The sequence below is a fragment of the Methylobacterium goesingense genome, assembly GCF_022179225.1.
In the GTDB taxonomy this organism is placed as follows: Bacteria; Pseudomonadota; Alphaproteobacteria; order Rhizobiales; family Beijerinckiaceae; genus Methylobacterium; species Methylobacterium goesingense.
This window is the reverse complement of sequence record NZ_BPQL01000189.1, coordinates 1-18,215: the sequence shown is the minus strand read 5'-3', so window position 1 is coordinate 18,215 and position 18,215 is coordinate 1. Positions and strand designations below refer to the sequence as shown.

Annotated in this window: 18 protein-coding genes and 1 pseudogene; 11 read left to right on the top strand and 8 right to left on the bottom strand. The window is 70.3% G+C overall.

Annotated features, from left to right (window positions below):
* The 6 genes from MFF30_RS24150 to MFF30_RS24125 all read right to left on the bottom strand — a co-directional run.
* Nucleotides 1-1,056 (bottom strand): ABC transporter permease (locus MFF30_RS24150; RefSeq protein ID WP_238282711.1); only part of this gene is annotated, 1,056 nt, incomplete at its 3' end.
* Nucleotides 1,053-1,976, bottom strand: coding sequence for an ABC transporter permease (locus MFF30_RS24145; RefSeq protein ID WP_238282710.1), 924 nt, complete (start codon nt 1,974-1,976; stop codon nt 1,053-1,055). The genes MFF30_RS24145 and MFF30_RS24150, both read right to left, overlap by 4 nt.
* Nucleotides 1,973-3,574, bottom strand: coding sequence for a peptide ABC transporter substrate-binding protein (locus MFF30_RS24140; RefSeq protein WP_238282709.1), 1,602 nt, complete (start codon nt 3,572-3,574; stop codon nt 1,973-1,975). Before MFF30_RS24140 ends, MFF30_RS24145 begins: the two co-directional genes overlap by 4 nt.
* A gap of 4 nt (nt 3,575-3,578) precedes the next feature.
* On the bottom strand, nt 3,579-4,013 hold the full coding sequence (locus MFF30_RS24135; RefSeq protein WP_238282706.1) for a GlcG/HbpS family heme-binding protein: 435 nt from the start codon (nt 4,011-4,013) through the stop codon (nt 3,579-3,581).
* 71 nt (nt 4,014-4,084) lie between these two features.
* Complete coding sequence (locus tag MFF30_RS24130; protein WP_238282704.1) at nt 4,085-5,068, bottom strand: alpha/beta fold hydrolase; 984 nt, start codon at nt 5,066-5,068, stop codon at nt 4,085-4,087.
* A gap of 285 nt (nt 5,069-5,353) precedes the next feature.
* On the bottom strand, nt 5,354-7,228 hold the full coding sequence (locus MFF30_RS24125) for an ABC-F family ATP-binding cassette domain-containing protein (RefSeq protein ID WP_238282703.1): 1,875 nt from the start codon (nt 7,226-7,228) through the stop codon (nt 5,354-5,356).
* A gap of 183 nt (nt 7,229-7,411) precedes the next feature.
* Between MFF30_RS24125 and MFF30_RS24120 the strand changes: the two genes are divergently transcribed.
* From MFF30_RS24120 to MFF30_RS24105, 4 genes are read left to right on the top strand one after another with little or no spacing between them, the layout of a single operon-like run.
* On the top strand, nt 7,412-8,104 hold the full coding sequence (locus tag MFF30_RS24120; protein ID WP_055952878.1) for a Crp/Fnr family transcriptional regulator: 693 nt from the start codon (nt 7,412-7,414) through the stop codon (nt 8,102-8,104).
* Nucleotides 8,105-8,120: 16 nt separating this feature from the next.
* On the top strand, nt 8,121-9,203 hold the full coding sequence (locus MFF30_RS24115) for an ABC transporter ATP-binding protein (RefSeq protein ID WP_238282702.1): 1,083 nt from the start codon (nt 8,121-8,123) through the stop codon (nt 9,201-9,203).
* Nucleotides 9,200-10,087 (top strand): ABC transporter permease, encoded by an 888-nt coding sequence (locus MFF30_RS24110; RefSeq protein WP_238282701.1) that lies wholly within the window; start codon nt 9,200-9,202, stop codon nt 10,085-10,087. Before MFF30_RS24115 ends, MFF30_RS24110 begins: the two co-directional genes overlap by 4 nt.
* A complete protein-coding gene (locus tag MFF30_RS24105) occupies nt 10,084-10,857 on the top strand; it encodes an ABC transporter permease (RefSeq protein WP_238282700.1) in 774 nt (257 codons plus the stop codon). The genes MFF30_RS24110 and MFF30_RS24105 overlap by 4 nt, the downstream gene beginning before the upstream one ends.
* A 12-nt stretch (nt 10,858-10,869) precedes the next feature.
* On the opposite strand, the gene MFF30_RS24100 is transcribed toward MFF30_RS24105, so the two are convergent.
* A complete protein-coding gene (locus MFF30_RS24100) occupies nt 10,870-12,729 on the bottom strand; it encodes an AsmA family protein (protein ID WP_238282699.1) in 1,860 nt (619 codons plus the stop codon).
* Between the two features lie 372 nt (nt 12,730-13,101).
* On the opposite strand from MFF30_RS24100, the gene MFF30_RS24095 reads away from it, so the two are divergent.
* The 4 genes from MFF30_RS24095 (at nt 13,102) to MFF30_RS24080 (ending at nt 15,351) form a co-directional block, all read left to right on the top strand.
* A complete protein-coding gene (locus MFF30_RS24095) occupies nt 13,102-13,830 on the top strand; it encodes a CoA transferase subunit A (protein WP_238282698.1) in 729 nt (242 codons plus the stop codon).
* Between the two features lie 23 nt (nt 13,831-13,853).
* Entirely contained in the window at nt 13,854-14,513 is a 660-nt protein-coding gene (locus MFF30_RS24090; protein ID WP_238282697.1) for a 3-oxoacid CoA-transferase subunit B, read from the top strand.
* 130 nt (nt 14,514-14,643) lie between these two features.
* A complete protein-coding gene (locus tag MFF30_RS24085; RefSeq protein WP_238282695.1) occupies nt 14,644-14,817 on the top strand; it encodes a hypothetical protein in 174 nt (57 codons plus the stop codon).
* A gap of 240 nt (nt 14,818-15,057) precedes the next feature.
* Nucleotides 15,058-15,351 carry a hypothetical protein gene (locus tag MFF30_RS24080; RefSeq protein ID WP_238282694.1) on the top strand — a complete coding sequence of 98 codons (294 nt, stop codon included), beginning with the start codon at nt 15,058-15,060 and terminating at the stop codon, nt 15,349-15,351.
* Nucleotides 15,352-15,436: 85 nt separating this feature from the next.
* Here MFF30_RS24080 and MFF30_RS24075 read toward each other — a convergent pair whose 3' ends face one another.
* Entirely contained in the window at nt 15,437-15,931 is a 495-nt protein-coding gene (locus tag MFF30_RS24075) for a phosphohydrolase (RefSeq protein WP_238282692.1), read from the bottom strand.
* Nucleotides 15,932-16,165: 234 nt separating this feature from the next.
* Between MFF30_RS24075 and MFF30_RS24070 the strand changes: the two genes are divergently transcribed.
* From MFF30_RS24070 to MFF30_RS24060, 3 genes and pseudogenes are all read left to right on the top strand, one after another.
* Nucleotides 16,166-16,573, top strand: coding sequence for a hypothetical protein (locus tag MFF30_RS24070; RefSeq protein ID WP_238282691.1), 408 nt, complete (start codon nt 16,166-16,168; stop codon nt 16,571-16,573).
* A gap of 375 nt (nt 16,574-16,948) precedes the next feature.
* Nucleotides 16,949-17,302 carry a DUF3140 domain-containing protein gene (locus tag MFF30_RS24065; RefSeq protein ID WP_238282690.1) on the top strand — a complete coding sequence of 118 codons (354 nt, stop codon included), beginning with the start codon at nt 16,949-16,951 and terminating at the stop codon, nt 17,300-17,302.
* 235 nt (nt 17,303-17,537) lie between these two features.
* Nucleotides 17,538-18,215: pseudogene (locus tag MFF30_RS24060) on the top strand (tyrosine-type recombinase/integrase); the annotation flags it as partial.

The window sequence follows — 18,215 nt, the reverse complement described above, 5'->3', positions numbered from 1 at the left end:
GAGGGCATCGGCGAGGCCGTCGCCCAGAACGTTCAGGGCCACCAGGATCGCGACGAGAAACCCGGCCGGTGCGGCCAGCATCCAGGGCGCGGATTCGATGGCGCGCGAGCCCTCGGCGATGAGGGCGCCCCAGCTCGTGGCCGGCTCCTGCACGCCCAGCCCCAGGAAGGAGAGGAAGCTCTCCAGCAGGATCACCCGGGGCACCAGCAGGGTCGCCGCCACCGTGACGGGTCCCAGGGTGTTGGGCACGATGTGACGGCGCAGGATCGCGGCGGCCGAGAGGCCGAGTGCCTCGGCGGCTCGGACGAAGTCGCGGTTGCGGAGCGACAGGGTCTGCGCCCGGGTGATCCGTGCCATGTCGAGCCACTCGACCGCGCCGATGGCGATCAGGATCAGCCCGAGCCCGGCCCGGAAGAACACCAGCAGCATGATCACGAAGAACACGAAGGGCAGGGCGTAGAGCACGTCGACGAAACGCATCATCACCGCGTCGACACGGCCGCCGGCATAGCCCGCCACCGCGCCGTAGGTGACGCCGATGAGGAGGGCGACGCCGGTTGCGACGAGGCCGATCAAGAGAGAGATCCGGCCGGCGACGAGGCTGCGGCTGAGAAGGTCGCGCCCGAGCACGTCGGTGCCGAGGGGAAAGTAGAGCCGTCGCACCGGCGCCTCGACGGAGAGGCGGCGCCCCTCCGCGTCCCGCGCCACGACCGTGGTGGGGCCGAACAGGTCCGAGCGCGGCAGGTAGCTCAGCGCCCGCTCGTTGATCGGAGCGGGCGCCGACAGGGTGACCCGCAGGATTCCATCCTCGACCCGGATCGCCTCGGCCGTCACCCGCATCCGGAAGGCGAGGCGCTCAACCGCCGGGGCGATGGCCTCGGGGCGCGGATGGGGCCGGAGCGAGGGCGCGGTGCGCACGAGGTCGGGATAGATCCTGCCGGGATCGTGGCCGGTGAGCAGGGGACCGACGAGGCAGGCAAGGGCGACCAGCGCCAGGACGGCGAGGGCCGCCAGCGCGCCCCGATTGCGGGCGAGGCGCCCGAGCGCGCGCCTCACCGGGCCGCCCGCAGGCGCGGGTCGAGGAGCGCGGAGAGGAGGTCGGCCACCAGATTCAGGGCGATGACGAAGAGCGCCACCAGTACGACCGTGCCCATCACCAGCGTATAGTCGCGGTTGAGTGCCCCATCGACGAAGTAGCGACCGATGCCGGGCAGGCCGAAGATCGTCTCCACCACCACCGATCCGGTGAGCAGGGCGGCCGCCGTCGGCCCGAGGATTGCCACCACCGGCAGCAGCGCCCCGCGCAGGGCGTGGCGGGCGATGCGGTGGGGCGGCAGGCCCATGGCGCGCTGGGTGCGGATGGGCTGGGCGGCCAGCACCTCGCCCAGGGACGCGCGGGTGAGCCGGGCGAGCGCCCCGACCTGGGGCAACGCCAGGGTGATCACCGGGAGCACGAGGTTGGCCGGCGTGCCGTTCTCCCAGCTGCCGACGGGGAGCCAGCGTAAGGTCAGGCCGAAGACGATCTGCAGCAGGGGTGCCACCACGAAGGTCGGCACCGCCAGCGTCAGCCCCGCCGTGAGGCCGACGAGGCGGTCGACCATGGCGCCCCGGTGGAAGGCCGCCAGCGCGCCGAGGCCGATGCCGAGCACCAGGGCGAGCGCCAGCGCGAAGGCGCCGAGCGTCATCGAGACCGGCAATCCGCGGGCGAACAGGTCGCCGACGGTGAGGTCGCGGAACGAGAACGACGGCCCGAAATCGCCGGTGAGCAGGGCGCCGAGATAGCGCAGGTATTGGACGGGGAGGGGCTGATCGAGGCCGTAGACTCGGGCGAGGTTCGCCATGGCGGCTGGCGGCAGGGGCCGCTCGAGGTCGAAGGGCCCGCCCGGCGCGAGCCGGATCAGGAAGAAGCTCACGGTGACCACGGCGAACAGGGTCGGGATCGCCTGGACGAGGCGGCGCAGGACGAAGCCGATCACGCGGTCAGCCTCAGGAAGCGCGTCGGGGCGGCGTTGCGCAGGTTCGGGTGGTAGCCGGAAAGGCGCGGGGCGATCAGGGCCTTCGAACGGGTGTGCATCACCGGAATCCAGGGCAGCTCGGTGACCACGATGGTTTCGGCCTCGTAGAGGAGGTCGGCCCGCCGGGCGATGTCGCGCTCGGCCGCCGCCCGGCGCATCAGGGCGTCGTAGGCGGGGTTGCTGTAGTGACCGGGGTTCAGCCCGTCATTGCCGCTTTCCAGCAAAAACAAAAAATTCTGCGGGTCGGAATAGTCGGCGATCCAGGACATGCGCGCCACGTCGAAGTCGCCGCCGTCGCGAAGGTAGGCGAAGTGGGTCTTGGCGTCGGTGTAGACGAAGCGGGTGACGACGCCGATCCCGCGCCACATGTCGGCGATGGCGAGAGCGGTGTTGCGGTTGTTGTCGCTGGTGTTGAACCGGTACTCGACGCGCAGGGGCCGGCCCTCGCCGAAGCCGGCCGCCGTCAGCAGCGCCCGGGCCTCGTCCTCGCGGTCGATCGGCAGGGCCTCCCGCCCAGGGGTCTCGGGCGGGGTACGGTAATGGTCGAGGCCGGGCGGGCAGAGCGCGTAGGCCGGCTCCATGGTCTCGCCCCAGAGCTTGCTCGCCAGGAACTCGCGGTCGATGACGAGGGAGAGCGCGCGCCGCACCCGCACGTCGTCGAAGGGCGCCTTGCGGGTGTTCACCGCGAGCGCGTAGAGCCCGAGCGCGGGGCCGAGCACCACCTGCGTGCCGAAGCGCGCCTGCAGTGAGGCGATCTGGTCGCCCGGGAGGTCGGCGAGCGAATCGATCTCGCCGGCGGCGTAGCGCCGGACCGCGCTCGACAGGTCGGGCGTCGGCAGGAAGGCCACCTGCGGGATCGCCACCGTGGCGACCGCGTGGAAATGCGGGTTGCGCTCCAGGGTGATGCGGTCGTTCGGCACCACCTCCCGCAGGCGATAGGGGCCGTTGGTCACGCTGTTGCCGGCCCGCGCGAAGGCGTCGCCATGGCGGGCCACCGAGGGCGGATGCACCGGCAGCGAGGTCTGGTGCGTCAGGAGTTCGAGCAGATAGGGCGTCGGCTGCTCCAGGGTCAGCACGAGGCGCCGCTCGTCCGGGGCCGCGACGCCGAGGGCCTCGAGCGGCAGCGCGCCCTGGTTGACGGAGCGCGCGTTCTTCAGGGGAAACAGGATTTCGGCGTACTTCGCCGCCGTGGCGGGGGCGAGGATGCGCCGGAGGGCGAAGACGAAGTCCGCGGCGCGGACCGGGTCGCCGTTCGACCAGCGTCCGTCGGCGCGCAGGGTGAAATCGTAGGTTAGGCGATCCTCGGACACGGCCCAGGCGGTAGCCGCCCCCGGGATGATCGCGCCGTGATTGTCGTAGGTGAGAAGCCCCTCGTAGAGATCGCGCAGGATATGCGCCTCGGCGACCGTCGAGGACTTGTGCGGGTCGAGGGTCTCGGGGTCCGCATCGTTGCCGCGTCGGTAGAGGTCGGCCGGCGCGGCCGCGGCCCGGCCGACGCCACCGGCGGCCAGGAGCACCGCACCGCCGACGAGCCAGTGCCGCCGATGCGGGCGGAGCATCGCCTCAGGCGCCGGTCTGCGCGGTAAGCCCGGCCGCTTCGATGCCGGCGACGGCGCAGAGTTCGTCGTTGTCCGAGGTGTCGCCCGAGATCCCGACGGCACCGATCACGGCCTCGCCCCGGCGGATGAGGACGCCACCCGGCACGGGCACCAGCGCTGCGGGGCCCACGAGGTGGCTGATTGCGGCGACGAAATAGGCCTGCTCCTCGGCCCGCTTGTGGATGGCGCGGCCGCCGAGACCGAGGGCGAGGCAGCCATTGGCCTTGCCCATGGCCACCTCCGCCCGGCGCAGGGAGGTCCCGTCCTCGGCGCCCATCGCCTTGAGGGCGCCGCGCGCATCATAAACCACCACCGCCAGCGGTTTCATTTTGTGAGCGCGGGCGGTCTCCAGGGCGGTGGCGACGATGGTCTGCGCGGCGGCGAGGGTGAGGTCGGACATCGGGGCTCCGGGTTTTTCTGCGAGCGGGCGTGCCCCTCGACTAACCCGGCGCGGCGCGAGCGGCCAGGGGCTCAGCGCCCCAGCCGCGCCAGGAAGGCGTCGTAGCGGGCCGCGACCTCGGGCAGGCGTTCGAAATGCGGGAAGGCACCCGTCTCCAGCACGTCGATGGTCCAGTTCGGGTCGCCGCGAAAGCGGTCGACGTGGCGGTAATCGACGAAGTCGCCCCGGGTGCCGTGGATCATCCAGACCGGCCGGTCGAGGCGGGGATAGATCCGGCCGGTCTCGGTGGCGAAGAGATGCCCGGCCAGGAACGAGAACGGCGCGAACTCCGCCCCGGGCTGATGGGCCGAGATCTGATCGTATTCGAGCAGGCCCTCGTCGATGGCGCGCGAGCCCCAGGTCTTCTCCAGGAAGAAGCGCATGCTCGGGCGGCTGACGAGGAGATCGAACAGCGCCCGGCCCCAGATTGGATTGGCGGCGATCGCCCGGGCCGTGTCGCTGCCGGAGGGGTTGCGGCGCTCGAAGCGCTTGTCGAACCCGGTCGGGCTGATCAGCCCGAGGCTGCGGTAATCGCCCGGCCGCTCCAGGGCGGCCCGGGCCAGGAACTCGGCCGATAGGGATAGGGCCACCGCGTCGATGGCGACGCCCCCATGCCTCCGCCGGATCTCGGCGGTCATGGCGCGGATCGCCGCCGTCATCAGCTCCGGCGTGTAGACCCGGTCGGTGCGACCGGAAAAGCCGAAGCCCGGCAAGTCTAGGGCGTAGACCGGACGAGCCTTCGCGTAGTGCCGGTAGAGCGGCCGGACCTCGTAGGCGTTGGCAGCCGCATTGACGGAGTGGATCAAAAGGAGCGGTACGCCCTCTTCGGGTCCGCTCGCGTAGAACGTCAGCCCGCCCGCGTCGCTGCCGAGACATTCCTGTCGGCCGAGCAGGGGAGGCGGCATCCGGCGATGGTGATCGATGCCGAGGCGGCTATAGGCGATCCAGGCGCCGGCGGCGCCGAGGGGCAGCAGCGCCAGCAGGGCCCCGAGCCGGCGGCGGTGGGCATCGGGCATCGTCGTAGTCCCCTCGGGTTGCGGTCGGAAACGCCCCGGCGCGTGGGATGTTTCCGATTCGGGAACCGCAGCCTCTTTGACTCGCGACGCCGTAAGATGCGCGCTCCAGCGTTGCCGCGACCAGAACGCGTCCCTCTCCCCCTTGCGGGGAAAGGTCAGGCGTGGGGGTGGTCTTGCCAGCCTCCGTAGCCTGAGCGTCGCTCAACCACCCCACCTCCAAAGACTCCCCGCAAGCGGGAGGAGGGCTCGGGCGCGGCTTTCCGGAACCGACGATCCTGACCGGCGTCAGGCCGTCGCGCCCTCGATCTCGCCGCTGAGTTCCAGCCACTCCTCCTCGGCGGCCTCCAGGGCCGTGGCCGCGTCCGAGCGCATCTTCATCAGTTCGCCGGCCTTGGCCGGATTGGCCTGGAAGGCGGTGCCGTCGGCCAAAGCCGCGTCGATCTTGGCCATGGCGTCGGTGAGCTTCTTCATCCGCGCTTCGACGCCCTCGAGCTTCTTGCGCAAGGGGGCAAGCGCCACGCGGCGATCGGCGTTGGAACGGCGCTCCACCGCCTTGGCGCCGCCGGTCGATTCGGCCGCGCCCTTCTCGGCCTCGCGCTCCGGCCCGGCGAGCACGTAACGGCGGTAATCGTCCATATCGCCGTCGAAGGCCTTCACGCTGCCGTTCGAGACGAGCCAGAGCCGGTCGGCGCAGGCCTCCACCAGGAAGCGGTCGTGGCTCACCAGGATGACGGCGCCCTCGTAGTCGTTGATCGCCTCCACCAGGGCCTGCCGGCTCTCGATGTCAAGGTGGTTGGTCGGCTCGTCGAGGATCAGGAGGTGCGGGCCGCGGAAAGCCGCCAACCCCATGAGCAGGCGCGCCTTCTCGCCGCCGGAGAGCTGCGAGACCGGCGTCTCGGACTTCGTGCCCGAGAAGCCGAGGCGGGCGGCCGCGGCCCGAGCCTTGGATTCCGGCACGTCCGGCATGAGGTCGCGGACATGAGCGTAGGCGCTCTCGGCCGGGCGTAGCTCGTCGAGCTGGTGCTGGGCGAAGTAGGCGACCTCCATCTTCGAGGAGCGGCGCAGCTCGCCGCTCAACGGGGGCAGGCGCCCGCCGATGAGCTTGCAGAAGGTCGACTTGCCGTTGCCGTTGGCGCCCAGAAGCGCCACCCGGTCGTCGGGCGCCAGACTCAGATTGAGGCCCGAGAGCACGATCCGGTCGGGGTAGCCCGCCTGCACCCGCTCCATCGCGACGATGGGCGGGGAGAGCGGCCGCTCCGGGCTCGGCAGGCGGAAGGCCGGCACGTCGTCCTCGATCACCGAGGCGATGATCTCCATCTTGGCGAGGCGCTTGACGCGGGACTGGGCCTGGCGCGCCTTGGTCGCCTTGGCCTTGAAGCGGTCGACGAAGCTCTGGAGATGCGCCCGCTCGGCATCCTGCTTCTGCTTCGCCTTGGCCTGGAGCACGCGCTTCTCGGCGACCTGCCGGGCGAAGCTGGTGTAGCCGCCCCGGTAGATGCTGAGCTTGCCCCGGTCGAGGTGCAGGATGTGGTCCACGCACTCGTCGAGGAGGTCGCGGTCGTGGCTGATGATCACGGCCGTGCGCGGGTAGCGCTCCAGGTAGTCGTAGAGCCAGATCGTTCCCTCGATGTCGAGGTAGTTGGTCGGTTCGTCGAGGAGCAGCAGGTCGGGCTCGGAGAACAGCACGGCGGCGAGCGCCACGCGCATGCGCCAGCCGCCGGAGAAGTCCGAGCACGGGCGGCCTTGCGCCTCCGCGTCGAAGCCGAGGCCGTGCAGGATGGCCGCCGCGCGGGCGGGGGCGGAATGCGCCTCGATATCCACCAGCCGGGTCTCGATCTCGGCGCGCCGGATGCCGTCGGCGTGTTCGGCCTCCGCCATCAGGCGCGCGCGCTCGGTATCGGCAGCCAGCACCACCGCGTGCAGGGTCTCGGGGCCGGCCGGCGCCTCCTGGGCCACCGCGCCGATGCGCATGCCCTTGGGCATCGACACCGTGCCGCCCTCGGTGGGCAACTCGCCGAGGATCGCCTTGAACAGGGTGGTCTTGCCGGCGCCGTTGCGGCCGACGAGACCGACGCGGGCGCGGTCCGGGATGACGAAGGTGGCGCCGTCGAGGATCAGGCGCTCGCCGATGCGGTAGGTGAGGTCGTTGACGCGGAGCATGGCGCGCTTTTGCGGGGTCGGGGCCTGACTGGCAAGCGGCCGGCGACGCGCGGTCGCCCCCGCCGGGTCAGGGTGGCGCGAACCGCGCATCCACGCCTATCGGCGGGCGAGCGGCCGTGAACGCTTGACCCAGGACTTGCACGGCGTATCGATCAGGTCGGAACAGCAACGGGGGCAGGACGCGTGACGACAGGACGGCTGACGACCATCCCGTTCTTCAAGGAGCCGGGAATCGAGCTGTCCGTCTACGAGACGCGCTGCCACTGGCGCCGCTTCGACGAGAACGAGGTGCTGGTCGATTACGACGACGTCTCCACGGACGTCTACTTCCTCGCCTCCGGCGAGGTGCGCATCCTCAACCGCTCGCAATCGGGCAAGGAAGTGATTCTCGGCGAGATGCGCGGCGGCGCTTTCTTCGGCGAACTCGCGGCCCTCGACGGCATCGGCCGCTCCGCCAACGTCACGGCGCTGACCCGCGGCGAGGTCTGCGTGGTGCCCGCCCCCGTGTTCCGGCAGATCATCTTCGCCTCGGAGGCCATCGCCGACCGGCTGTTCCGCCTGTTGGCGAAGCGGGTGCGCGAACTGAACACCCGCCTGATGGAGCACGCGCTCCTCGATCTGCGCCACCGGCTCTATGCCGAGTTGCTGCGTCTCTCGGTGCCCCGGGCCGGCGGCGACGGCGAGCGGGTCGTGACCCCGCCGCCCTACCACCACGTCCTCGCCGCCCGCATCGGCTGTCGCCGCGAGCAGGTGACGCGGGAATTCACCGTGATGGCCGCCGACGGCCTGATCGACCGGACGCGCGGCGCCCTGGTGATCCGCCGGCCCGACCTTCTCGAGGCCCGCGTCGCGGAAGCCTTGCGCGAGGACAGCTGAGGACGCGGCCCCCGCCATGGCGTCGACGCCTGTTCCCGCAGCGGCCGGCCTGCTCACCTGCGCCGGTCTCGGCAAGCGCTTCGGCACGCACGTGGCGGTGGCTGACCTCGACCTGACCCTGCAGCCCGGCGAGTTCGTCTGCCTGCTCGGACCCTCGGGCTGCGGCAAGAGTACGCTGCTGCGCCTGATCGCCGGATTCGAAACCCCGAGCGCCGGCACGATCCGCCTCGGCGGTACCGACATCACCGCCGACCCGCCGCATCGCCGGCCGGTCAACATGATGTTCCAGTCCTACGCGCTGTTCCCGCACATGAGCGTGGCCGCCAACATCGCCTACGGCCTCTCCGGCCTCGGGCGCGCGGCGCGCCAGGCGCGGGTGGACGAACTCCTGCGCCTGGTACGCCTCGACGGGTTCGGCCCGCGCCGGCCCGACACCCTGTCGGGCGGGCAGCGGCAGCGAGTGGCCCTGGCGCGGGCCCTCGCACGCGCCCCGCAGGTGCTCCTCCTGGACGAACCGCTGGGCGCTCTCGACCGCGCCCTGCGCGAGGAGACGCAAGGCGAGCTGCGCGCGCTGCAGCGGCGTCTCGGCACAAACTTCATCGTGGTCACGCATGACCCGGCCGAGGCCCTGGCGCTGGCCGACCGCATCGGCGTGATGGAGGCTGGCCGCCTCGTGCAGATCGGCGACGGGGCGAGCCTGTACGAGCGCCCGGCCAACCGCTTCGTCGCCGGACTCCTGGGGGATGTGAACCTGATCCCGGGCCGTGTGCTGGGGCGGGAAGCCGGCGGGCTCGCCGGCCTCGACACCGCCCTCGGCCCCCTGCGGGCCCTCGGCGCCGCCGAGGGGGAGGGGATCATCGCCCTGCGGCCCGAGCGCATCGCGCTGGCGCGTGCGCCGTCCGGGGACGGACCGGCTCTGCCCGGGCAAGTGGTCGAGACGACCTATCTGGGTGACCGCATCCGGCTCCGGGTCCGCCTCGCCGACGGATCGATCTGGCGGGTGAGCGCGCCCGCGGAAGAGGCGTGCCCCGGCGTTGGAGAAAGCGTCCACCTGTCCTATCCGCCGGAGCGGGCCTGGCTGATGCCGGCGGCGGCATGAAGCGCCTGCTCCCGGTCCTGCCCGCCCTCTGGCTCGCGGCCTTCGTGCTGCTGCCGGTGATCCTGACCCTGAAGATCAGCCTGTCGACCCCGGCCACCGCCCAGCCGCCCTACCTGCCGGTGCTCGACTGGAGCGCGGGCATCGAGGGCTGGGGCAACTTCCTCGAAGCCCTCGACTTCACCAATTTCGAGACGCTGGCGAGCGACGCGCTCTACCGCGACGCCGCCATGTCCTCCGTGACGCTCGCCGCCATCGCCACCGCGATCCTGGCGCTGATCGGCACCCCGATCGCGCTCGCGATGGCCCGCGCCCCGGAGCGCTGGCAGCCGCTGCTGGTCGCGCTCCTCATCGTGCCGTTCTGGACGAGCTTCCTCATCCGGATCTATGCCTGGATCGCGATCCTGAAGCCGGAGGGGCTGCTCAGCGCCGGTCTGATGTGGCTCGGGCTGATCGCGCAGCCCCTGGAGATCCTGAACACCCAAGGGGCGGTGCTGATCGGGCTCACCTACGCCTACCTGCCCTTCATGGTGCTGCCGCTCTACGCGGTGCTGGCCAAGCGCGACCCGCGCCTGCCCGAGGCCGCGGCCGATCTCGGCGCCGGCCCGGTGCGGGTGTTCTGGAGCGTAACCCTGCCGCTCGCCCGCCCGGGACTGGCGGCCGGAGCGTTGCTCTGCTTCGTACCGATGGTCGGCGAGTTCATCATCCCGGACCTGCTCGGCGGCTCGGACACGCTGATGCTCGGGCGCGTGCTGTGGAGCGAGTTCTTCTCCAACCGCGACTGGCCCCTTGCCTCGGCGGTGGCGATCCTCGTCCTCGTCCTGGTGGTCGGCCCGCTGATTCTGTTCCGTGAGGACGAGACGACCGCGCGGGAGGGCCGCCGGTGAGGGCGCTCGACCGCATCGCCCTGAGCCTCGGGCTCGGCTTTCTCTACGCGCCGATCTTGATCCTCGTGATCTACTCCTTCAACGCCTCGGCCCTGGTCACGGTCTGGGGTGGGTTCTCGACGCGCTGGTACGGGGTTCTGCTGGCGGACGTCCCGTTGCGAGAGGCGGCCCGCGTCTCCCTCGTCGTCGCGTTCGCAGCCGCCGGAGTCGCGACCGTGTTCGGGACGCTGGCGGCGCTCGCCCTCGACCGGGGCGGGCGCTTCGCCGGCCGCCGGGTCTTCACCGGTCTGATCTACGCCCCCCTGGTCATGCCGGAGGTGATCACCGGATTGTCGCTGCTGCTGCTCTTCGTGGGCTTTGGCCTCGATCGCGGCCTCTTGACCCTGGTGATCGCCCACGCCACCCTCGGGCTCGGCTTCGTGGCTGTGATCGTCGGGGCGCGTCTGCGCGGCCTCGATCGGTCGCTGGAGGAGGCGGCGGCCGATCTCGGCGCGCATCCCGCCCGGGTCTTTGCCACCGTCACCCTGCCGCTGATCGCCCCGTCCCTGGCGGCGGCCTTCCTCCTCGCCTTCACCCTCTCCCTCGACGACCTCGTCCTCGCGAGCTTCGTCTCGGGGCCGGGGGCGACGACCCTGCCGATGCGGCTCTACAGCCAGGTCCGGCTCGGGGTGAACCCGGAGATCAACGCCGCCTCGACGCTCCTCGTCGGCACCGTCACCGCCATCGTGCTCACCGCGTCGTGGCTGACCGGGCGCCGGGGCGTGGCCTGAGGCGAGCCGGCCTCAGGGCGCGTAGGCGCGGGCGGCGGTCGGGAGCCTCAGGGCGTTCGGCGCCAGGACGGATCCGCCGCGCGAACCCGGTTCGGTGTCGGCCGACACGCTGCGTACCGCGAGGTCGTCGAGGGGGCCGCCGATCAGGAACCGCGTCGGCCTCGCCCGTGCGGCCTCCGTCGCCGGGCTCCGCGCCGCGACCTCCGCCACCGCCTCGCAGCGCTGGTCGGGCAGGAAGACCCGTCCCCGCAGGGAGGCGGAGAGCGCCTGGCCTTCGAGGGTTCCCTCGGTGACCTGACCGACGCCGTCCGTGAAGCGCAGGCTCAAGGTCGCGCGCTCGAAAGCCGTGCGTCCGGCCCGGCGCACGGGGACACCGGGGCGAAGGGCAGCCTCCGTGAGGTCGACCCCCACGAGGGTTCCACCCTCGACGCCGAGGGCCGCGTGCCCGCCCACGTGGCTCAGGAGCCGTTCCGCGGTCGCGCCGGAGCCTTCCGCCATGAACTGTCCCTGGGCCCGACCGGCCACCCAGTTCTCCGGGCGCAGGGTGCCGAGGAACGCGGCGAGGTCGAGGCCGTCGAACGCACCCTGGGCCCGCATCTCGGTGATCGCGGGATCGGCCGGAGAGGCGGTGAGGGCGAGGCGACCCTTCAGGGTCCCGGCCGCCAGGGTCGCGCGGTTGAGGGCGGCCTCGATGTTCCCGGCCCGCACCAGGACGCTCGCGGCGACGTCCTCGGCGAGGATCGGCCCGAAGCGCGCCGCGCCCGCCGAGAGCCGCAGGTCGAGGTCGCCGCCCGTGAGCGGCGCCAGGGCGAGGCTTCGGGTCCGCCAGTCGGAGCCTGCAGCCTCGCCGGCGTCGAGGCCGAACATCCGCAGCGTCTCGGCGAGGAAGGGGGCGAGGTTCAGGCTCTCAGCGGCAAGCGTCGCCTGGATCGCGGGCCGGTTCCGGTCGAAGTCGACCGAGCCGGCGCCCTCCAGCCGGTTGGCTCCGAACGTCACCTGGACGTTGGGCAGCAGGAGTTGGCGACCATCCATCGTGAAGCTGCCGTCGAGGCCGAACCCCTCCACGAAGGGCGCGAGCGCCACGGCGCCGCCGGCCCACGCAAGGGTCTCGGGCAGGGACCGCGTCTGGAACGTGCCGCGCCCGGTCATCTTGAGGCCGTCGGCACCGATGCGGCCGTTGCCCTCGGCCGTCATGGTGCCCGCCGCCCAATTCGCCGTCAGGGCGAACGGACTGGCATCGCCGCCGAGCAAATCGACGGGGCGCAGGCCCGTAACGGTGAAACGGGCGGGTGTCGCGTTCCAGGAGAAGCGCCCGCTGAGATCCGCCTGGGCGCTCCAGTGCGGCCAGGACAGAGACAAGTCGATGTCCTCGGCCGTCTGCGGCGTGCCGTCCCGCGGATCGCTGCCCGTGGCGACCGCCCGGGATACGCTGATCCGGCGCGGATGCGCGGATCCATCCGTCCCGAGGCGCGCCTCGAGCAGGCGGACCGGCTCGGCCCAGCGGGTGTCCCCGGCCCCCGTCGGCAGCCGGATCGTGGCGCCGTCCAACGCGACGGTGTTCACGTCGATGCGTCCGGCGAGGAGGGCGACGACGTTGAGCTGGAGCGAGAGGGTGCCGCCCTCCGCCAGGACGGGTCCCTCCTCGCTGCCCGCTGTCAGGCGCACGGCGCGGAAACCGAGGCGGGGCAGGGGCAGGAGCGTGATCTCGACGGCGTCGGCTGCGTTCAGCACGACGCCGTAGGCGCGCGCGAGGTCACTCGCCACGAACCGGCTCAGGTCCGGCAGGGCGACCGACCAGGGCAGGCAGGCGCAGGTGAGGCCTCCGGCGAGCGCCGCGAAACCGAAGCCTGTTATGATGCGGCGCAGCGGCATTCCACTCCATCCGGCAGCCCACCCGCGCGATGGTCCGCGCGATCGTCGATGGGGACGAAGCGCCTCGCGGCATGGCCGCGGCGGCGCGGGAGAGGCCCGGCGATCACTCTCCTGATATCCCGGGCGCGTCCGCTTGTCTCCCCGAGGCCGGTTCGGACGAAATCGCCATCCACGGGCGAGATCGCCCGGACGGCTTGTGCGGGAGGCCGGGGCCGGCGCAAAGACGGGCCGGAACGATCCGGCACGATCCTGCCGATCGGCATGCGGCGGCGCGGGAAATGTAACCGTTGCACCGCCACATGGGCTTGGCAGGACGCGGCTTTCACGTGACGGTCGCGCGGACGAAGACAGGGACGGAACAGGAGGACTTCCATGAAGAAGGTACATTCGGACGCTGCGGCGGCGCTGTCCGGCGTGCTGAAGGACGGCATGATGATCATGTGCGGCGGCTTCGGCCTCTGCGGTATCCCGGATGCCCTGATCGATGCGATTCGCGACTCGGGCGTGAAGGACCTCACGGTGGTCTCGAACAACGCGGGCATCGACGGCGTCGGCCTCGGCAAGCTCCTGGAGACCCGCCAGGTCGCCCGGATGATCTCGTCCTATGTTGGCGAGAACAAGGAATTCGCCCGGCAGTATCTCGGCGGTGAGCTCGCCATCGAGTTCAACCCCCAGGGCACCCTGGCCGAGCGCATCCGCGCCGGCGGCGCCGGCATTCCGGCCTTCTACACCAAGACCGGTGTCGGCACCCTGATCGCCGAGGGCAAGGACGTCCGCGCGTTCGACGGCGAGGATTACGTGATGGAGCGCGGTCTGTTCGCGGATCTGGCCATCGTGCATGCCTGGAAGGGCGACACCGAGGGCAACCTGATCTACCGGAAGACCGCGCGGAACTTCAATCCTATGATGGCCACCGCCGCCAGGGTCACCGTGGCCCAGGTCGAGCACCTCGTGCAGCCCGGTGAGATCGACCCCGACACCATCATCACCCCCGGCATCTTCGTGAAGCGCATCGTCCACGTACCGGTGCGCGAGAAGCGCATCGAGCAGCGCACCACCCGCAAGCGCGGCGAGCCCGCCGTGCCCGCCGCCGCCGTCTGAGAGCCGAGCTAAGGAGAACCATCATGGCCTGGACCCGCGAACAGATGGCCGAGCGCGCCGCGAGGGAGCTGCAGGACGGCTTCTACGTGAACCTCGGCATCGGCATCCCGACCCTCGTCTCGAACTACATCCCGGACGGGATGTCGGTGCAGCTGCAATCCGAGAACGGCATGCTCGGCATGGGCCCCTTCCCCTACGAGGGCGAGGAGGACGCCGACCTCATCAACGCCGGCAAGCAGACGATCACCGCGCTGCCGACCACCAGCTACTTCTCCTCGGCCGAATCCTTCGGGATGATCCGGGGCGGGCACATCAATCTGTCGATCCTCGGCGCCATGCAGGTGGCGGAGAACGGCGATCTGGCCAACTGGATGATCCCGGGCAAGATGGTGAAGGGCATGGGCGGCGCCATGGACCTCGTGGCCGGCGTCAAGAAGGTGGTGGTGGTGATGGAGCACACCGCCAAGGGCAAGGACGGCTCCGAGAGCCCCAAGCTGCTGGCCGCGTGCGACCTGCCGCTCACCGGCACCCACGTGGTGGACATGGTCATCACCGATCTCGGCGTCTTCACCATCGACAAGAAGGGTGAGGGCGGGATGACCCTGGTCGAGCTCGCCGACGGCGTCACCGAGGACGAGGTCCGCCAGAAGACGACGGCACGCTTCACCACCAAGCTCGCCTGAACCGAACCTCGCTCGATCCGCGACCAACCCGGCCGGTCTCGGCCGCGACGGGTTTTTCGCGGTACGCCGGTCCCCGGATCGTGGCGGCGCTCTACCTGTCCTGCGACGGGCAACACAGGAGTGCCGAGACATGACCGTGGTTTCAAAGACCGTGATGGAAGAAGGCAAGGCCGCCAAGCTGGCTGGATTGCCCGATTCCGAGAACCCGTATCCCGCCGGTTCGCAGAACAGCGCGGACTGGCTGGAGGGTTACACCTTCGACGAGGCCGAACAGAACGTCGATCGCCCGGGGAGCGACGGCTAAGGTCTGTTCGGGCGCACGAGCCGGCCCCCGCACTCGAATGGGAAGGTTCGCCGCATCGGCCGCGAACTATCAAGCACCCGACACAACGTATCGTCGTAGAATCACCCGAGCGACGAACGCGTAAAAATCGGACGCGCCTTCGAAAAAGCCGAAGATTGTCGCGTTCGAAGTTTACGATGAACAAATGCTAGACCCGACGCGTTGAGTTTCCAAGTTGGTAACAACCGGAGAATACGCGCCATGTCGATCAAAACCTTTGTCGTTGCTGGATCGCTCGCCCTCGCCCTCACGGGTTCCGCTTTCGCTCAGAATGCGGCTGGCGGCGGCTCCGCCACGGGCAACATGAACAATCCGGGCAGCGTGAAGAGCAACGGCGAGAAATCCATGGAACGCCCCGGCGCTCCGGCGGCCACCGGTTCCACTATGGCGCCGGCCGGCACCTCCGGCGGTCCGAGCACGGCGACGCAGGGCGCCCCCGGCGGGACCGGTGGCAACGGCGTGACCGGCAGCGGCGCGGCCCCCAGCGGCAAGTAAAACCGGCACCCCGGTCCTCTCCGAACGACGCATCCAGCCCCGCAGCCTCACGGCGCGGGGCTTTCGCTTGTCGGCGGCGCGGATTTCAGGCGCCGGTATAGCCCAGGGCGATTGCCGCAGCCTTCAGCCGTTCGAACGCCGTCGCGTAGCGCTCGCGCTGGGCCGCCCCGTCCGGGAGGGTTCGGTCCGGGCTCAGATTGTCCTCGGTGTCCGACATCTTGATGAGGATCGCGCCGAGATGGCCCTTGCCGATGAGACGGGTCATGCGCGCATCGTAGGGCATCGGCTCCGGCGACTTCGTCAGCAGCCGGACCATCGCGATCACGGGCTCGGAGAAGCCCTCCGCGCGCAGGCCGACCGGGGTGGTCGGCGTATCCTCGAGCACGTCGTGAAGGACCGCGGCCTGCATCACCTCCATCGGGTCGATCGGTAGGCGGTCCACGGACTTGGCATGGCCGGCGCGGACGACGGAGGCGTTCGCGACCCGCTCGAGGTGCCGGATGTAGGGTTGCCCGCCCTTATCGATCTGGCCCGCATGGGCGAGGATCGCAAAGCTGTGCGCTTCGAAGATGGATCCCATCGCGTCGCCCCGCAGGCTCGGTCGCCGACCCTGATCGACGAGGCCTTTCACTGCCCCAGATGCCCGCGCGGGTAAACCGTGGCGCCGCATTCCGGTGCGTCCGATCCGCCCCGTCCGCGAAACCGGGACGGGACGAGCCGCCAGCGTTAGCGGGGCATTAAGCGGAACCGTCGAAATCAGGGGAAGGCCGGAGACGTTCCCCGGCCCTCGGGCGTATCGCGAGGATGATGGCGTATGGGTAGCGTTCCGGCGACGATGGACAATGTCGTTCCCTTCCGGCGCACGGCCCCCCGGCCGCAGCGGCCCGAGACCCCGGCACCGGGCAGCGTCGCGGCCCGGCGGAGCGAGCAGCGGGCCCTGATGGACGCGGTCTACGCGACCGGCAGCCTCGCGGTGGCGGCGGGCGACCGCGAGACCAAGCTCATCGCCTCGCGCCTGCAAGTCTACGGCTTCCTCCTCGTGGAAGAGATCGGGGCCGACGGGACGCCCCGGCGCCTGCGCCCTTCGGAGGCGATCCGCGCCCGGACGGACTTCCCCTGGCGGCTGTCCAAGGCCCGCTATGGCGCGGGGACCGGCCTTGCGGTCACCATTCCGGCGGTGGACAATTTCCTGTTCGATCTGCCCTCCGGCCTGCCGGCCTGAAGCGGTTCGGGCGGACGCGCCGCGTCTCTGTGGCGGCCGGGAGACATCGGCAATTTCCTCGCTGTGGACAGCGTCGCGGTCATCGAATTCCAAGCGTGGGCATGAGATAAACGGGCTCATCCCACACCCGGCCGATTGCCATGCTGACCGCCTCAGAAAACCTCGTCATCCAGCACCGTGAGATCGTCGCCATCCTGGTGACCTACGCACTGTTCTTCGCGGGCGTGATCGCGATGGCTTGGCTGATCGCCTGAGCGCCGGGGAGGGGACGCGAGCAAGGCACACGGGGAAGCGACCGCCGCGCCCCGTTCGAGCATGGAACTCCCGGAAACGCAGTCGGGTTTCTCGCCCGATCACCCGGGAGACGACGCACGAATGGCAGACCGAGCCGACGATCATGCCGAGACCTACGCGGCTTTCCGCGAGGCCGTGAACATGCCCCCCGCCAAGCTGGAAGCGTTCCTCGAGACCGACGAGAGCAAGTCCGTCGGCCAGAAGAAGGATGGCGGCGAGGCGACGGGCCACCGCGAGGGGCGTCGCATCGTCGAACTTCTGCGCATGAAGAAGGCCGACCTCAGCGACGACGACTACGCCCATATGGCCAAGGTCGTCGGATACGTTCGCCGCCACCTCAAGCAGGGCGGACCGGACGACAAGACCAAGGTGAAGGATTCGGCCTGGCGGCTGTCGCTGATGAACTGGGGACACGACCCGCTCAAGGACGGTTGAAGCACCTCGCCTTACGAGGCCCTGGCTGCGCCGAGCGGTCTGAATGATATGAAAGCCACCGATGTCTCACCCATGGGGAAAACCGGTCCCTGGGGAAACCTGGTGGAGCTGAGCGGGATCGCACATTCAGCCGCCCAACCCCTTGTTTGAAAAGAAAACCTTTCTGTCCTAGAATGTTACAAGCTGCGGCCGGGGTCGCGGCTGGGACTTATCCTGGTGGCTGGAGGGACTCCACTTGCCGAGAACCGCCGATCCTCGCAAGGCATACCTGGAGATGCACGGGCAGCATTGGCGGGTCACCGTGGCCGTGCCCGTGGCCGCGCGGGCGGTCCTCGGGACGGCCAAGCTCAAGCATAATTTGGGTACCGACAGCCTCAGCCAGGCCAACCTGCTCAAGCGCCGGCACGTCGAGCGTTTCCGCCGGCAGATCGCTGAGGCGCTGGAAACCCTCGGCCTCCCGGGCAAGCCCGACGTGAGGCTGGCGGTGGAACTCGCGAAGGTCGCTCGGGACCTTCGTAGGAACGGGACACCCAAGGAGTGGCGCGAGTTCGAGGAGGCGGTCTACGAGCGCCACGCGGAAATCAAATGGGAAGGGTCGAATTGGGTGCCCTTCGTCGATCCCGAGGACGGTCCCTACGAGGCCGAAATCCCGTTGGCCGAGCAAGCCGAAAAAGCGGCTGCGTTCTCAGCCGTCGCTTTCGGCAGGGCTACGCCGATCGACCTCCTCTACCAAGACTACCTGGCCCAACTCCAGGTCAAGAGGCGCACGAAGGCCGACGACGAGCGCGCCCTGCGCCTGCTCCTTCAGTGGTGCAAGCGCGAGGAAATCCGTCCGGTCTTGGAGGAGATGGACATCAAGCGCGCGTACGCGTTCGGCGATGCCATCGTCGCGAATGTCCGACGTCAGCACCTG

Coding starts and splice junctions, on each gene's coding strand:
- MFF30_RS24140 (WP_238282709.1), bottom strand. CDS start 3,574: ATGCTCCGCCCGCATCGGCGGCACTGGCTCGTCGGCGGTGCGGTGCTC.
- MFF30_RS24135 (WP_238282706.1), bottom strand. CDS start 4,013: ATGTCCGACCTCACCCTCGCCGCCGCGCAGACCATCGTCGCCACCGCC.
- MFF30_RS24130 (WP_238282704.1), bottom strand. CDS start 5,068: ATGCCCGATGCCCACCGCCGCCGGCTCGGGGCCCTGCTGGCGCTGCTG.
- MFF30_RS24125 (WP_238282703.1), bottom strand. CDS start 7,228: ATGCTCCGCGTCAACGACCTCACCTACCGCATCGGCGAGCGCCTGATC.
- MFF30_RS24115 (WP_238282702.1), top strand. CDS start 8,121: ATGGCGTCGACGCCTGTTCCCGCAGCGGCCGGCCTGCTCACCTGCGCC.
- MFF30_RS24110 (WP_238282701.1), top strand. CDS start 9,200: ATGAAGCGCCTGCTCCCGGTCCTGCCCGCCCTCTGGCTCGCGGCCTTC.
- MFF30_RS24100 (WP_238282699.1), bottom strand. CDS start 12,729: ATGCCGCTGCGCCGCATCATAACAGGCTTCGGTTTCGCGGCGCTCGCC.
- MFF30_RS24095 (WP_238282698.1), top strand. CDS start 13,102: ATGAAGAAGGTACATTCGGACGCTGCGGCGGCGCTGTCCGGCGTGCTG.
- MFF30_RS24090 (WP_238282697.1), top strand. CDS start 13,854: ATGGCCTGGACCCGCGAACAGATGGCCGAGCGCGCCGCGAGGGAGCTG.
- MFF30_RS24085 (WP_238282695.1), top strand. CDS start 14,644: ATGACCGTGGTTTCAAAGACCGTGATGGAAGAAGGCAAGGCCGCCAAG.
- MFF30_RS24080 (WP_238282694.1), top strand. CDS start 15,058: ATGTCGATCAAAACCTTTGTCGTTGCTGGATCGCTCGCCCTCGCCCTC.
- MFF30_RS24075 (WP_238282692.1), bottom strand. CDS start 15,931: ATGGGATCCATCTTCGAAGCGCACAGCTTTGCGATCCTCGCCCATGCG.
- MFF30_RS24070 (WP_238282691.1), top strand. CDS start 16,166: ATGGGTAGCGTTCCGGCGACGATGGACAATGTCGTTCCCTTCCGGCGC.
- MFF30_RS24065 (WP_238282690.1), top strand. CDS start 16,949: ATGGCAGACCGAGCCGACGATCATGCCGAGACCTACGCGGCTTTCCGC.